The organism is Streptomyces sp. NPDC021212 (assembly GCF_044332925.1).
In the GTDB taxonomy this organism is placed as follows: Bacteria; Actinomycetota; Actinomycetes; order Streptomycetales; family Streptomycetaceae; genus Streptomyces.
In genome coordinates this window covers 875934-888998 of the sequence record NZ_JBIRPZ010000002.1, presented here as the reverse complement: position 1 = coordinate 888998, position 13065 = coordinate 875934, and the positions used below count along the sequence as shown (strand labels likewise).

Genomic DNA, 13065 nt, shown 5'->3' with positions numbered 1-13065 from the left:
CGGTTCGTCGCCCGCGAGGTCTACCGGCATCTACCCCACCCTCACATCACCGCTGACCAGTTCAAGCAAGCCGCTTGACGATCTATAGGAGCTTCTTCCGCTCAGTCCCTGGGAACGGTCTGCTCCTCCGGCCGCCAGGTGGCCGAAATGGTGAGGCTGGCGTTCCCGTTCGCCCCCACGATGCCGAGCTTGAGGTCCTGGCCCACCTGCACCCCGAACTGGACGGTGAACTCCTGCGGCGGCCGGGGTGCCGAGCGGACCGCGTCGTGCACGTCCTGGAGCACCGAGCCAAGACCCTGGAGGACGACGCCGAGCCCGGCGTCGGCGAGCGCGGCCGCGGCCCGGGTCCCGCGCCCCACCGGGGTCACGCCTCCGACGCCGCCCACGTCTCCGTAGGCGTCCGTGAGCGGGGCGTCCCCCACGGGGGCGAGTTCCAGCCGTACGGAGGTGCCGTCTGCCAGAGGTATCTCTCGGTGTTCCGTCACCTCTTCATCATGCCGATCACCAGGGCTCCGGGCTGCTGTTTCGTCGCAAAATCCCCGGACGGGAGCCCGACATGACCGGCGAGACACCCCCTGGGACGTCGATGTCGGATTCCCGCGAGCCCGGCGGCGCCCGGTGGCCGATGCTGGACCCATGTACACCGATACCGACCGGTGCCTCAGGGCCGCACGGGCGAAGGACGCCCGCTTCGACGGATGGTTCTTCATCGCCGTCGTCACCACCCGCATCTACTGCCGTCCGAGCTGCCCGGTCGTCGGTCCGAAGCCCGAGAACATGCGGTTCTACCCGAGCGCCGCGGCCGCCCAGCAGGCCGGGTTCCGGGCCTGCAAGCGCTGCCGCCCCGACGCGAGCCCCGGGTCGCCGCAGTGGAACGAGCGGGCCGACCTCGTTGCCCGCGCCATGCGGCTGATCGCCGACGGGGTGGTCGACCGGGAGGGGGTGCCGGGGCTGGCCGGGCGGCTCGGCTACAGCACCCGGCAGATCGAGCGGCAGCTGCTGGCCGAACTGGGCGCCGGGCCGCTCGCGCTCGCCCGGGCGCAGCGGGCGCAGACCGCGCGGCTGCTGATCGAGACCAGCGGGCTGCCGATGGCGGACATCGCGTTCGCGGCCGGGTTCGCCAGCATCCGGGCGTTCAACGAGACCGTACGGGAGGTCTTCGCGCTCTCCCCGACCGAGCTGCGGCAGCGCGCCCGGAAACAGCCCGGGCCCGCCGTGCCGGGGGCGCTGACGCTGCGGCTGCCGTTCCGGGCGCCGCTGTGCCCGGACAACCTCTTCGGCCACCTCGCCGCCACCGCCGTACCGGGGGTGGAGGAGTGGCGCGACGGGGCGTACCGGCGGACCCTGCGGCTGCCGTACGGGCCCGGGGTCGTCGCCCTCGCCCCGCGCCCCGACCACATCGCCTGCCAGCTGTCCCTGGCCGACCTGCGGGACCTGTCCGGGGCGATCAGCCGCTGCCGCCGGCTGCTCGACCTGGACGCCGATCCGGCCGCCGTGGACGACCTGCTGCGCACCGACGACGAGCTGCGGCCGCTGGTCGACAAGGCGCCGGGGCGGCGGGTGCCGCGGTCGGTGGACGCGGAGGAGTTCGCGGTGCGCGCGGTCCTCGGCCAGCAGGTGTCCACGGCCGCGGCCCGCACCCTCGCGGCCCGGCTGGTAACCGCGCACGGCGACCCCGTCGCCGACCCCGGCGGGGGGCTCACCCACCTCTTCCCGGCCGCCGGGGCCCTCGCCGCACTGGACCCCGAGGCGCTGGCCATGCCGCGCGCCCGCCGCGCCACCCTCACCGGGCTGATCGACGCGCTCGCCGAGGGGCGGATCGCGCTCGGCGTCGGCAGCGACTGGGACGAGGCCCGGGCCGGGCTGACCGCGCTGCCCGGGCTCGGGCCGTGGAGCGTCGAACTCATCGCGATGCGCGGGCTCGGCGACCCGGACGCGTTCCTCCCCACCGACCTCGGCATCCGCAAGGCCGCCGCCGACCTTGGGCTGCCCGCCACGCCCGGGGCCCTCACCCGCCACTCCGCCCGCTGGCGGCCCTGGCGCGCGTACGCCGTCCAGTACCTCTGGGCCAACGACGGCAGCCACGCCATCAACCGCCTGCCCGCCGGAAACACCTGCGCCGGGCCCGTACGAACCAGGAGAATCCCCTCGTGACCCGCACCCACACCGTCGTCGACAGCCCGTACGGCCCGCTCACCCTGGTGGCCACCGGCACCGACCTGTCCGGCCTCTACATGACCGAACAGCGCCACCGCCCGCCCGAGGAGACCTTCGGCGCCCCCGGCGACCCCGACGACGCCCCCTTCGCCGCCACCATCCGCCAGCTCACGGCCTACTTCTCGGGCGAGCTGACCGCGTTCGACCTGCCGCTCCGGCTGACCGGTACGCCCTTCCAGCGCCGCGTCTGGGACGCGCTGCGCCACATCCCGTACGGGCAGACCTGGACGTACGGCCGGCTCGCCGAGCACATCGGACAGCCCACCGCCTCCCGCGCCGTGGGCCTGGCGAACGGCAAGAACCCGGTCGGCATCATCGTCCCCTGCCACCGCGTCGTCGGCTCCACCGGCAGCCTCACCGGCTACGGCGGCGGCCTCGACCGCAAGCGGCGGCTGCTGGACTTCGAGGCGCGGCGGCAACCGGCCGGCCTCTTCTGAGCGTTCCGCATCGGACCGCCTCCGACCGGTCGTCCATTCGGCCGATGCCGATGGCCGGGAACCCGTCGTCCGGCCGATCCCCGGAGACCACCGCACGCGCGAACGTGGGCTCATGGCCCGAAACACACGACGAACACGACACCGCTCCCTCACCCCATGGATCGTCGGGGCGCTGGTCGGCGCGCTGGCAGGGGGACCGGCTGCACCCCCGACGACATCGCGGCCGTCTCGAAGGACACCGGCGCCCCGGCGCCCGGAGCCGCCGGGATCGGGGACACGCTGCACCCCGGCCTCGGCAACGGCGGCTACGCGGTGCGCCACTACGCGTGGCGCTCCGCTACGCCGAAGACCTGAAGAGCTACACGGCGACCACCACGTTGCGCGGCCGGGCCACCCACTCCCTCTCCCGCTTCAACCTCGATCTGACCGGGACGTCGGTCCGCTCGGTGACGGTCGACGGCCACAAGGCGGCCTGGGAGCACGCGGGGGAGGAGCTGCGGGTGACCCCGCGGGAAGCGGTGCCCGGCGGGCGGGAGTTCTCGGTGAAGGTCACCGTGAACGCCGAGGTGCCGGGCCCGGAGGAGGCGGCGAAGCTCGGCACCGCTGCGGTCGGCATGGTGCGGGCGGGGGGATTCGTACAGACCGTCAACCAGCCCTCGGGAGCGCACCGGATCGCGGCCCTCGCCGACCATCCCGTCCAGAAGGCCCCGGCCACCCTCACCATCGCGGCCCCTCGCGGATGAACGCCATCGCGAACGGCGAACTCACCGGCACCCGGCGCGACGGGTCCTACACGGTCCGGCGGTTCGAGAGCCGCCGGAAGCTGGCGCCCGAGCTGATGCAGATCGGCGTCGGCCCGTTCACCGTGGTCAAGCGGCGCGGACCGGACGGGATCGCGCTGCGCTACGCCCTTTCCACCCGCCAGGCCGACGACCTCATGCCGCAGATCGACGCGGTCGTGCCCGAGGCGCTGCGGTTCGTCACCGACCGCCTCGGCGGCTTTCCGCTGCGGACGTACGGGATCTACGCGACACCCGCGGGCGGTGAACTCGAAACGCAGTCCCTGACCCTGCTCGCCGCGTCGGAACTCACCAAGGACGGCATGGAGGCCAACGGTTCGGACACGGTCGTCGCGCACGAGATCGCCCACGAGTACTTCGGCAACAGCGTCTCTCCCCGCCGGTGGCGCGATCTGTGGCTCAACGAGGGCCACGCCGTCTACTACCAGAACCTGTGGGACCAGGAGGAGCGCGACCGGGGCGACCTGGCCGCGTCCATGAAGCGCGCCTACCAGGACTCCGCCGCCCGGCTGCGCGCGCAGGGACCGATCGCCGCGCCGAAGCCCGGCGCCTTCAAGCCGGGGATGGCCCCCTACGGCTGGGGCGCGTACCAGGGCGGCGCGCTGGTGCTGTACGCGCTGCGGCAGGAGGTCGGCGAGGCCACGTTCCGGCGCATCGAGCGCGCGTGGGTGACGGAGCACCGGGACGGCACGGCGGGAACCGCCGATTTCGTCCGCCTGGCGAGCCGTGTCGCCGACCGCGACCTGACGTCCTTCCTCCACTCGTGGCTGTACGCGCAGAAGCTCCCCGCGATGCCCGGCCACCCCGACTGGCGGACCTCGTAACCCGCTGCCCGGACAGCACGTCTAGGGCGCCTCGTCGCCCCCGGCGATCCGCTCCAGCAGGGCGGGCAGCGCCGTGCCGATGGGCTCGCGGACGACCTCGTCCGCGAGCGCGTCGTACGGCGTCGGCTCGGCATTGACGATGATCAGCCGGGCGCCGCTCTCGGCGGCCATTCCGGCGAGCGACGCCGCGGGCTGCACCTGGAGACTGGTGCCGACCGCGATGAAGACCTCGCAGCCCCGCGCCACCGCGACCGCCTCGGTCAGCACCTCCGGGTCCAGGCCCTGCCCGAACATCACCGTCGCCGACTTCAGGATGCCGCCGCAGTCCCGGCACGCCGGGTCGGCCTCGCCCGCCGCGACCCGCTCCAGCGCCTCGTCCATCGCCGAGCGCTGCTCGCAGTGCGTGCACTCCACGACACGGGCGGTGCCGTGCAGTTCGAGCACCTTGCGCTCGGGCATCCCGGCCAGCTGGTGCAGCCCGTCCACGTTCTGCGTGATCACGCGCACCGGGACCCCCGACCGCTCCAGCCGCGCGACGGCCTCGTGCGCGCCGTTCGGCCGGGCGTGCAGCGCCGTGCTCTCCCGGCGCATCTGCCAGGAGCGGCGCCGGATGTCCGGGTCGGTCATGTAGGAGTCGTACGTCACGAGCTTCTCGGCCTCGGGATCGCGCCGCCACAGCCCCTGCGGGCCGCGGTAGTCGGGAATGCCGGAGTCCGTCGAGATGCCCGCCCCGCTGAGGATCGCGACGAGGGGCCGCCGCGTCGTCTCGCTGCTCATGCGGCGAGCCTACGCGCGCGGTGCGGCCGCCGTGCGGGAGCCTTCGACGGTCCCGGCGGTGGGCGTCCAGCCGAGCAGCCGGGCCGGGTTGGCGCACAGGATCCGCCGGGTTTCGGCGGGGCCCAGCTCCGCCGTGAGCCAGGTCAGGGTGGTGCCGTAGACGCGGCCTTCCTCATGGCGGGTCCACGGCCAGTCGCTGCCCCACACCATCCGCTCGACGGCCCCGGTGCACAGCAGGCTCCGCAGCATCGCCGTGGCCGCCCGCGGCGCCGAACGGTACGGGGCGGCCGCCTTCACCCACACATGCGGGGCGGCGAGCAGACGGAACAGCGCGGCTGCGCCGGGGTACGCGAGCGACGGGAGGGCGGGCAGCCCCAGATGGTCGATGACCACCGCGCCGGGCCAGCGCAGCAGCCAGGGTTCCAGCTCCTCCCATTGCCGCTGCCGCGCCTGCACCTCCACGTGGAGTCCGCGCGCGGCGAGTTCACGGCCCAGCCGCTGCCAGGGTTCCTCGCCCAGCGGGGGCACCGGGCGGCCGATCAGGTTGAGGCGGATCCCGCACACGCCCGCCTCCGCGAGCCGGTCGAGCTCTTCCCCCGGCGTGCGGGGGGCGACGACGGCCACGCCGCGCAGCCGGTCCGGTGCCCGTCGGAGGGCTTCCAGCAGGTAGGAGTTGTCCGTGCCGAGGAAGCTCGGCTGCACCAGCACCCCGGCCGCGAGGCCGTGTGCGTCCAGCAGGGATACGTACGCGTCCACCGTGGCGTCGTAGTCCGGGCTGTACCGCCGCTCGTCCGCCAGCCGCAGACCACGTGTGAAGACGTGGGCGTGGGTGTCGACGGCGGCGGGCGGCGGGGGCTCGGGGAAAGTCACTCACCAAGAATAGTCCTATGGAGGACTAGACGTCAGCAGGAATCCGGAGCATGCTCTCGCCATGCACTCCATCCCGTCCACGCCGGAGGGCTCCGGGCCGCCCGAGAGCCCCGGAGAGGCCGCCCTCGCCCGGACCGACCCCCGTCTGCCGCTGCACGCCCGGCTCCGCGAGGTGATCGCCGAGCGTGTCCGCTCGGGGGAGTGGTCGCCCGACGAGCCGCTGCCCGCCGAGTCCGCCCTGGTCGCGCACTACGGGGTCTCCCTGGGCACCATGCGGCGGGTGTTCCGCGACCTCGTGGACGAGGGGCTGCTGGAGCGGCGTCAGGGGACCGGGACGTTCGTCCGGAGGGCGTCCCTGGACGCCTCCCTCTTCCGCTTCTTCCGGTTCGGGGCCGCCGGGAGCGGCGTTCCGCGCAGCCGCATCCTCTCCGCCGCCCGGCAGGTGAGTACGCGGGCCATCGCGTCCGCCCTCGGCGTCAGCCCCGGCAGCGAGGTGCTGCACCTGCACCGGCTGCGGCTGTACGACGAGCGGCCCGTCCTCGTCGAGGACATCTGGCTTCCGCTCCCGCTGTTCGAGCCGCTGGAGCGCATCGGCGCCGACGACCTCGGCGACCTGCTGTATCCGACGTACGAACGCCACTGCGGGCAGATCGTCGCCGCCGCCACGGAGGAGCTGAGCGTCGAGGCGGCCACCGCGGCCGACGCGCTGCTCCTGGGCTGCGGGCGCACCGAGCCGGTGGTCGTGGTCGAACGCGTCGCCCGCGCCCATGACGGCAAGCCGCTGGAGTACCGCCGCTCGCGCGGACCGGCGCACACCTTCCGCTACCGCGTCGACATCCGCTGACCCGCCCCGGCACCACGAAGCCCGCACCTCTGAGCACGGCCGAGCACCCCCGCACCCCTGAGTACGACCGAGCACCCCCGCACCACTGAGCACGACCGAGCACCACTGAAGAGAGCCGCCGCATGTTCGCCTGGTACCGGGACACCGACACCCCACAGAAACGCGCGTTCTGGGCCGCCTTCGGTGGCTGGACGCTCGAAGCCGCCGACGCCCAGATGTTCGGGCTCGTCCTGCCGACGCTGCTGGCCACCTGGCACTTGAGCACCGGGGCCGCGGGCACGCTCGCCTCCGTCACCCTCCTCTTCACGGCCGTCGGCGGCTGGCTGGCGGGCTGGGCCTCCGACCGCTACGGGCGCGTCCGGGTGCTGCGGTGGACGATCGTCGTGTACTCCGTCGCCACGGTTCTCATCGGTTTCACCGCCGACTACCCCCAGCTGATGGTGCTGCGCGGCGTCCAGGGCTTCGGCTTCGGCGGCGAATGGGCGGCCGGGGCCGTCCTGGTCGGCGAGTACATGGGCACCCGCCACCGCGGCCGGGCGCTGGGCGCCGTACAGAGCGGCTGGGCGCTGGGCTGGGGTCTTGCCCTGGCGACGTACACCGTCCTGTTCAGCCTGTTCCCGGAAGGCTGGGCCTGGCGGATCATGTTCTGGCTCGGTGCGCTGCCCGCCGTCCTGGTCATCGCCATCCGCCGCAAGGTCACCGATCCGCCGCTCTACCGGCAGCGGGTCGCGCGGGACGGGAACCGGGTCTCGCCGCTGCGGATCTTCAAGCCGGATCTGCTGCGGGTCACGCTCCTCGGTGCCCTGCTGGGCCTCGGCAGCCACGGCGGCTACTACGCCCTGACCACCTTCCTGCCGACGTACCTGCGCACCACCCACGGCCTGTCGGTGCTGGAGACCAGCGGCTACCTGGCGGCGTTCATCGCCGCCGCGTTCTTCGGATACGTCACCTCGGGCGTCCTGGCCGACCGGATCGGCCGCCGGAGGAACATCATGTTCTTCGCGGTGATGTGCCTGGCCTCGGTCGTGACCTATCTGTTCCTGCCGATCAGCGACACCCAGATGTTCTTCCTCGGCATGCCGCTCGGCTTCTTCTCCGCGGGCATCCCCGCCGGGCTCGGATCGATCTTCGCCGAGCTGTACCCGACCGCGATGCGGGGCACCGGGCAGGGCTTCTGCTACAACTTCGGCCGCATCGTCGCGGCGGCCTTCCCCGCCTTCGTCGGCTTCCTCGGCGACCGGCTCGGGATGGGCACCAGCATCGGCCTGTTCGCGGGCAGCGCCTACGGACTCGCCGTCATCGCCGTGGCTCTCCTGCCCGAGACCTCGCACCGCGAACTCGACACCCCCCGCGCCGACGCGGCGCCCGCACCGTCCCGTCTGAAAGGCACCACCGTATGACCACGCACGCCTGGTCACTCCTGCTCATCCTGACCGTGGCGATAGCGGCGCTGATCATCCTGATCAACTCCCGCCTTCGCATCCACCCGTTCGTCGCGCTGATCGTCGTCGCCGTCGGCACGGGACTGGCGGCGGGCGAACCCGTGGACAAACTCGCGGCGTCCATCGAGGAAGGCGCGGGCGGCACCCTGGGCGACGTCGGCATCACGCTGGCGCTGGGCGCCATGCTCGGCCGTCTGCTGTCCGACTCGGGCGCGACCGACGCCATCGCCCACGCCATCGTCGACCGGTCCAGCACCCGGCGGCTGCCCTGGCTCGTCGCGGGCGCCGCCTTCGTCATCGGCGTACCGATGTTCTTCGAGGTCGGTCTTATCGTGCTGTTGCCCCTGATCTTCAGCGTGGCCCGCAGGCTGGAGGCCCAGGGCGGCACCAAGGGTTCCCCGTACGTCCTGCTGGGGGTGCCCGCCATCGCGGCCCTCTGCACGCTGCACGGCATGCTGCCGCCCCACCCCGGCCCGCTGACCGCCATGACCGGACTCCACGCCGATCTCGGCCTCACCCTCCTGGCCGGTGTCATCTGCGCCGTCCCCGCCGTCGTGCTGGCCGGTCCCGTCTACGCCCGGTGGATCGCGCCCCGGCTCGCCGAGGTCCGCCCGGACGCGGCGCTGGTGGCCCAGTTCACCGGCACCGAACCGCGGCCCGCCCCGGCCACCGCGGGCTCGGGCGGCCCCGGCGCCCAACTCCGCCCGGACGACACCGCCGCGACCCGCTCCCACGTGCCCACCGGCCTGGCCATCTGCGCCGTCCTCGTCCCCGTCGCCCTCATGCTGCTGCGCACCTTCGCCGAGACCGCGCTGGACGAATCGAGTCAACTGGGCGCCGCGCTGGTCTTCATCGGCGAACCCCTCGTCGCGATGCTCGCCGGATTCCTCTTCGCCCTGGGCGTGACCGTCGTGCGCGGCGGCGGCCAAGGTGAGGAGACCCGCCGCTCGATGACGGGCAGTCTGCAGTCCATCGCCTCCATCCTGCTCATCATCGGCGGCGGCGGCGCGTTCAATCAGGTCCTGAAGGACTCCGGCATCGGCGACGCCATCGCGTCGGCGGCCGAGGGAGCCCATATGAACCTGATCGTCCTGGGCTGGCTGATCGCCCTGCTCCTGTCCCTCACCACCGGTTCGGCAACGGTCGGCATCGTCTCCGCCACCGGCATCCTCGCCCCGCTGATCGGCACCGGCGGTGGCCTCGAGGCGTCCCTCCTGGTGATAGCCATCGGCTCAGGTTCGCTCGGCCTGAACTACGTCAACCACGCCGGATTCTGGCTGGTCAAGGAGTCCTTCGGCATGAGCCTGACGCAGGCCGCGAAGACGCAGACCGCGGTGCAGACGCTGGTGAGCGTGCTCGGCCTCGGCATGGCACTCCTGCTGTCCGTCTTCGCCTGAGACCGACGGCGCACACCGTCAACCGGACCGGTAGAGTCCGCGCCAGCACCAGACGAACACGGCGTGACGGGGGAGTACGGGCATGGGGCGGTTCCTATGGCTGAGCGGTCGGACCGTGAGCAAGAACGAACAACCGCCGGACGACGGGCGCGTCACCCGGACGATACGGATCTCCGACACCGCCCCGCAGCCCGACCGCGCCGTCCATCCCCTCGCCTTCCCTGAGCGCCGCGACCCGCCCGGCGGTGACCTGAAGGCCTACCGCGCCGCCCGCAAGGACGGCACCCGCGCCTTCACCCTCTGGGCCGACCCGCATCGTCGGCAGGTGTTCGCGCACGTCGTGACCAAGTCGGCGGCCAAGAGCGGCCCGGCAACGTACGAGGTGCTGGGCGCCGCCAATGAGCCCCTCGCCCTCATCACCCGCGACCCGGCCATGAGGGGCGGCAGGGTCCGCACCCGCTGGACCGTCCAGCAGGCGGGCGGTCCGTCCGCGGTCGGGCTGAAGGGGCGGGCCTTCTGGTGGTTCATGTGGTGGCTGATCTCGCCCCTCCAACTGGCCATCGCGATCGGCAGCATCATCGGCGGCAGCGGCGACGTCGCCCGCCCACCGCGCCGCACCAAGTGGCGCGTCGACCGCCGGGTCGTCCTCGATTACCACAGCGGCCCCGGCAGCGCCTTCGAACTGGAGGCGCTGGAGGACTGGTGGGACGCCCGCGCCCTCGCCGCCCTCGTCGCCCTCCTCGGCTCCCACGACGGCTGGCTGGGCAGCGCGTGGGACCTGGCGCGCGACTGACGGCCGCCGACGCCCTCGGGGTCTGGCGGGCCGTATGCGTCAGACCTCGCTCCCGGCCTACGTGGCCGGAGGCCGCACATCCAACGGCTCGTCGAAGGCGCTGAAGGTGGTGATGCTGTGGTAGACCGCGCCTTCGTAGACGACTTTGAGGATGTACGGCTTGCCCTCGGTGGCGATGTAAAAGGTGTACGTCCCTCCCCCGTCCGCCTTGTCGGTCACCAGCAACCGCCTCGCCGGGCTGCCGTTGACCTCGGTCGGTTTGCGCTTCTTCGCCACGCCGAAGGTGGTGAAGGGCCACGTGCAGCCGGTGATCCCCTCTTCGGGCTTCGCCTCGCGGGAGGGTGCCGCGCTCCAGCGGCCCTGGTTGGTGCGCACGTAGTCGGTCCCGTCGATCCGCATCTCCTCGAGGCTGCGACCGGTGGCCCAGGTCGTCTTGGACGCGCACCTGCCCTTGAGGTCGGTCCTCAGGCGGGTGGAACGGTCTTCACCGGAGGCATCGAAGGCGTTCGCGTCGACGGTCACTGACCTGAGCGCCTTCATCGTGTCGTTCGCGGCGTCAAGCATCTGCTGAGCCGTGGGCTCCTTCGAGGCGGACGGCTTCTCCGCGGCGGCGCTGCGTGTGCATCCGGCGACGGCGGCACCCAGCGCCAGGCAGGCGAGCGCAGCCGTCACGGTGGTCGATGGTCTTCGCACAAATCCCCCCAGATTGTGAGCGGTTCAGGTTACCGGATGGGGGCGGTGAGGGACTCCTCCCACAGCCGGTCGGCGGCCGCCGGGTCGAGGGCGTAGGGGGCGACGCCGTTCATGAACGCGGCGGTGACCGGCGCCATGGACGGGCGCCGGGCGACCGGCAGCGCCTCGGCGCAGTCCGCGAAGTACCGCCCGCTGACGCCTTCCAGCAGGGGCGAGGCGGCCAGCAGGACGGTGGTGGCCGCGCCCTGCTCCACCGTCTTGCGCAGCCCCTCCTCCAGCGTGACGCCCGAGGGCCTGCCCAGGTGGCGGGTCAGGTTGGTCGGGACGGAGCCCGGGGCGACGGCGTTGACGGCGATGCCGTCGTCGGCCCACCGGGCGGCGGCGCCGACGGCGAAGAGGATGTTGGCGGTCTTGGACTGGCCGTACGCCTGCCACGGATCGTACGGCCGGAAGGCGAAGTGGAGGTCGTCGAAGACGACCGGCGAGAACAGGTGCCCCGAGGAGCTGACCGAGACGACCCGGGCGCCACCGCCCGCCGCCAGGGCCGGTCGCAAGCCCACCGTGAGGGCGAAGTGCCCCAGATGGTTGACGGCGAACTGGGTCTCCCATCCCTCGGGCGTGAGCTGGAGCTCCGGCAGCGCCATCACGCCCGCGTTGTCGACCAGCACATGGAGCGGACCGTCCCAGGCGGCGACGAAGGTCGCGACGGACGACGGGTCGGCCAGCTCCAGAGGGGCCACGCGCACCGCCTTGTTGCCCGTGGCCTCGGTGATACCGGCGGCCACCGCGGCGCCCGCCGCCAGGTCGCGGACCGCGAGGGTGACGTCGGCACCGGCGGCCGCCAGAACGCGGGCCGTCTCCGTGCCGATTCCGGAGGACGCCCCGGTGACGATGGCCCGCTTCCCGGACAGGTCGGCGTCGGCGGCGACCTCGGCGGCGGTCGAGCGGGGCCCGAAAGGTGTCGTGATGCGTGTCATGCCGTCAACGGTGCTCCCGGCCGTGCCGGGTACCCAGAGCCCCGCCGGTCCTGGTAGTGACAGGACCAGGCTCACCGCCGCCCGGCGCCCGTACGGTGGACGGCATGGGGAGCGACTATCGGGCGGGGACTCCGCTCGGCGCGTATCTGAGGGCCCGCCGCGAACGGATCCGTCCGGAGGACGTGGGCCTGCCCGCCGCCGGGCGGCGCCGCGTTCCGGGGCTGCGCCGGGAGGAGCTGGCGCTGCTGGCCGGGATCAGCGCCGACTACTACCTCCGGCTTGAGCAGGGGCGCGACCGGCACCCGTCCGCGCAGGTCCTCGATGCCCTGGCCCGCGCACTCCGCCTCGACGACGACGCCACCGCCCATCTGCACCGCCTCGCCGTGCCGGACCGCCCCCGCCGCCGCCCCCGCCCCCGCCGCCCGGAACGCGTACCGGAGGGCATCCGGCGGCTCATCGCGACCTGGCCGCACACGCCCGCGTACGTCCAGGGGCGGCTGCTGGACGTCCTCGCCGCCAACCCGCTCGCCCAGGCCCTCTCCCCGCTGTTCACTCCCGGCACCAACATGCTCCGCGCCCTCTTCCTCGACCCCGCATCCGGCGCCGCCCATGGGCGCTGGGAGGCCAGCACCGAGGGCTCGGTCGCCGCCCTGCGCGCGCTCGTCGGCCCCGACGTGGACGACCCGGCCCTCGCCGAACTCGTCGGTGAGCTGTCCGTACGCAGCGAACGCTTCCGGCAGCTGTGGGCCCGCCACGACGTCCGCCCCAAGCGCAGCGGCGCCAGTACGCTCACCAACCCGCAGGTCGGCGAGCTGGAACTGCGCCACGAGAAGCTGCCGCTGCCCGACACCGACCGCCAGATCCTCGTCCTCTACCACGCCGAGCCCGGCACCCCCACCGCCGAACGCCTCGCCCTCCTGGCCTCCCTCGCCGCCGAACCGGCGCGGGCCAGCACGCCTCGTAGTGCGGCGGGGGACCGACCGCACCGCTGAGG

At 73.2% G+C, this 13065-nt stretch carries 15 protein-coding genes; 10 read left to right on the top strand and 5 right to left on the bottom strand.

Annotated features, from left to right (window positions below):
* Positions 1–101: 101 nt before the first annotated feature.
* The gene (locus tag ACH4SI_RS08155; RefSeq protein ID WP_398293866.1) at positions 102–485 is read right to left on the bottom strand and encodes a CU044_2847 family protein; all 384 of its coding nucleotides are present in this window, start codon (positions 483–485) and stop codon (positions 102–104) included.
* Positions 486–636: 151 nt separating this feature from the next.
* On the opposite strand from ACH4SI_RS08155, the gene ACH4SI_RS08150 reads away from it, so the two are divergent.
* The 5 genes from ACH4SI_RS08150 to ACH4SI_RS08130 all read left to right on the top strand — a co-directional run bounded on the left by ACH4SI_RS08150 (position 637) and on the right by ACH4SI_RS08130 (position 4278).
* The gene (locus ACH4SI_RS08150; protein WP_398293864.1) at positions 637–2154 is read left to right on the top strand and encodes an AlkA N-terminal domain-containing protein; all 1518 of its coding nucleotides are present in this window, start codon (positions 637–639) and stop codon (positions 2152–2154) included.
* Positions 2151–2654 (top strand): methylated-DNA--[protein]-cysteine S-methyltransferase, encoded by a 504-nt coding sequence (locus ACH4SI_RS08145; protein ID WP_398293862.1) that lies wholly within the window; start codon positions 2151–2153, stop codon positions 2652–2654. The genes ACH4SI_RS08150 and ACH4SI_RS08145 overlap by 4 nt, the downstream gene beginning before the upstream one ends.
* Positions 2655–2810: 156 nt before the next feature.
* The gene (locus tag ACH4SI_RS08140; RefSeq protein WP_398293860.1) at positions 2811–3008 is read left to right on the top strand and encodes a hypothetical protein; all 198 of its coding nucleotides are present in this window, start codon (positions 2811–2813) and stop codon (positions 3006–3008) included.
* Positions 2981–3397, top strand: coding sequence for a hypothetical protein (locus ACH4SI_RS08135; protein ID WP_398293858.1), 417 nt, complete (start codon positions 2981–2983; stop codon positions 3395–3397). Before ACH4SI_RS08140 ends, ACH4SI_RS08135 begins: the two co-directional genes overlap by 28 nt.
* Positions 3394–4278 carry a M1 family aminopeptidase gene (locus tag ACH4SI_RS08130; RefSeq protein ID WP_398293856.1) on the top strand — a complete coding sequence of 295 codons (885 nt, stop codon included), beginning with the start codon at positions 3394–3396 and terminating at the stop codon, positions 4276–4278. The genes ACH4SI_RS08135 and ACH4SI_RS08130 overlap by 4 nt, the downstream gene beginning before the upstream one ends.
* 21 nt (positions 4279–4299) lie before the next feature.
* Here ACH4SI_RS08130 and ACH4SI_RS08125 read toward each other — a convergent pair whose 3' ends face one another.
* Positions 4300–5055, bottom strand: coding sequence for an SIR2 family NAD-dependent protein deacylase (locus tag ACH4SI_RS08125; protein ID WP_398293854.1), 756 nt, complete (start codon positions 5053–5055; stop codon positions 4300–4302).
* Between the two features lie 9 nt (positions 5056–5064).
* Positions 5065–5925 (bottom strand): amidohydrolase family protein, encoded by an 861-nt coding sequence (locus tag ACH4SI_RS08120; RefSeq protein ID WP_398293852.1) that lies wholly within the window; start codon positions 5923–5925, stop codon positions 5065–5067.
* A 61-nt stretch (positions 5926–5986) separates the two neighbouring features.
* On the opposite strand from ACH4SI_RS08120, the gene ACH4SI_RS08115 reads away from it, so the two are divergent.
* From ACH4SI_RS08115 to ACH4SI_RS08100, 4 genes are all read left to right on the top strand, one after another.
* Positions 5987–6769 carry a GntR family transcriptional regulator gene (locus tag ACH4SI_RS08115; RefSeq protein ID WP_398293850.1) on the top strand — a complete coding sequence of 261 codons (783 nt, stop codon included), beginning with the start codon at positions 5987–5989 and terminating at the stop codon, positions 6767–6769.
* 122 nt (positions 6770–6891) lie between these two features.
* Entirely contained in the window at positions 6892–8169 is a 1278-nt protein-coding gene (locus ACH4SI_RS08110; RefSeq protein WP_398293848.1) for an MFS transporter, read from the top strand.
* A complete protein-coding gene (locus ACH4SI_RS08105; protein WP_398293846.1) occupies positions 8166–9608 on the top strand; it encodes a GntP family permease in 1443 nt (480 codons plus the stop codon). The genes ACH4SI_RS08110 and ACH4SI_RS08105 overlap by 4 nt, the downstream gene beginning before the upstream one ends.
* A 115-nt stretch (positions 9609–9723) precedes the next feature.
* Positions 9724–10401: a hypothetical protein gene (locus ACH4SI_RS08100; protein WP_398293844.1), complete on the top strand. Its 678-nt coding sequence runs from the start codon at positions 9724–9726 to the stop codon at positions 10399–10401.
* Between the two features lie 57 nt (positions 10402–10458).
* On the opposite strand, the gene ACH4SI_RS08095 is transcribed toward ACH4SI_RS08100, so the two are convergent.
* Positions 10459–11073, bottom strand: coding sequence for a hypothetical protein (locus ACH4SI_RS08095; protein ID WP_398293841.1), 615 nt, complete (start codon positions 11071–11073; stop codon positions 10459–10461).
* A 50-nt stretch (positions 11074–11123) separates the two neighbouring features.
* On the bottom strand, positions 11124–12071 hold the full coding sequence (locus ACH4SI_RS08090) for an SDR family NAD(P)-dependent oxidoreductase (RefSeq protein ID WP_398293839.1): 948 nt from the start codon (positions 12069–12071) through the stop codon (positions 11124–11126).
* Between the two features lie 104 nt (positions 12072–12175).
* Between ACH4SI_RS08090 and ACH4SI_RS08085 the strand changes: the two genes are divergently transcribed.
* Positions 12176–13063 carry a helix-turn-helix transcriptional regulator gene (locus ACH4SI_RS08085; protein ID WP_398293837.1) on the top strand — a complete coding sequence of 296 codons (888 nt, stop codon included), beginning with the start codon at positions 12176–12178 and terminating at the stop codon, positions 13061–13063.
* The last annotated feature ends 2 nt before the right edge of the window (positions 13064–13065 follow it).

What these genes read in the sequence shown, in the direction of transcription:
- ACH4SI_RS08150 (WP_398293864.1), top strand. Translation starts at nt 637, where the DNA reads ATGTACACCGATACCGACCGGTGCCTCAGGGCCGCACGGGCGAAGGAC.
- ACH4SI_RS08140 (WP_398293860.1), top strand. Translation starts at nt 2,811, where the DNA reads ATGGATCGTCGGGGCGCTGGTCGGCGCGCTGGCAGGGGGACCGGCTGC.
- ACH4SI_RS08130 (WP_398293856.1), top strand. Translation starts at nt 3,394, where the DNA reads ATGAACGCCATCGCGAACGGCGAACTCACCGGCACCCGGCGCGACGGG.
- ACH4SI_RS08125 (WP_398293854.1), bottom strand. Translation starts at nt 5,055, where the DNA reads ATGAGCAGCGAGACGACGCGGCGGCCCCTCGTCGCGATCCTCAGCGGG.
- ACH4SI_RS08115 (WP_398293850.1), top strand. Translation starts at nt 5,987, where the DNA reads ATGCACTCCATCCCGTCCACGCCGGAGGGCTCCGGGCCGCCCGAGAGC.
- ACH4SI_RS08110 (WP_398293848.1), top strand. Translation starts at nt 6,892, where the DNA reads ATGTTCGCCTGGTACCGGGACACCGACACCCCACAGAAACGCGCGTTC.
- ACH4SI_RS08105 (WP_398293846.1), top strand. Translation starts at nt 8,166, where the DNA reads ATGACCACGCACGCCTGGTCACTCCTGCTCATCCTGACCGTGGCGATA.
- ACH4SI_RS08090 (WP_398293839.1), bottom strand. Translation starts at nt 12,071, where the DNA reads ATGACACGCATCACGACACCTTTCGGGCCCCGCTCGACCGCCGCCGAG.
- ACH4SI_RS08085 (WP_398293837.1), top strand. Translation starts at nt 12,176, where the DNA reads ATGGGGAGCGACTATCGGGCGGGGACTCCGCTCGGCGCGTATCTGAGG.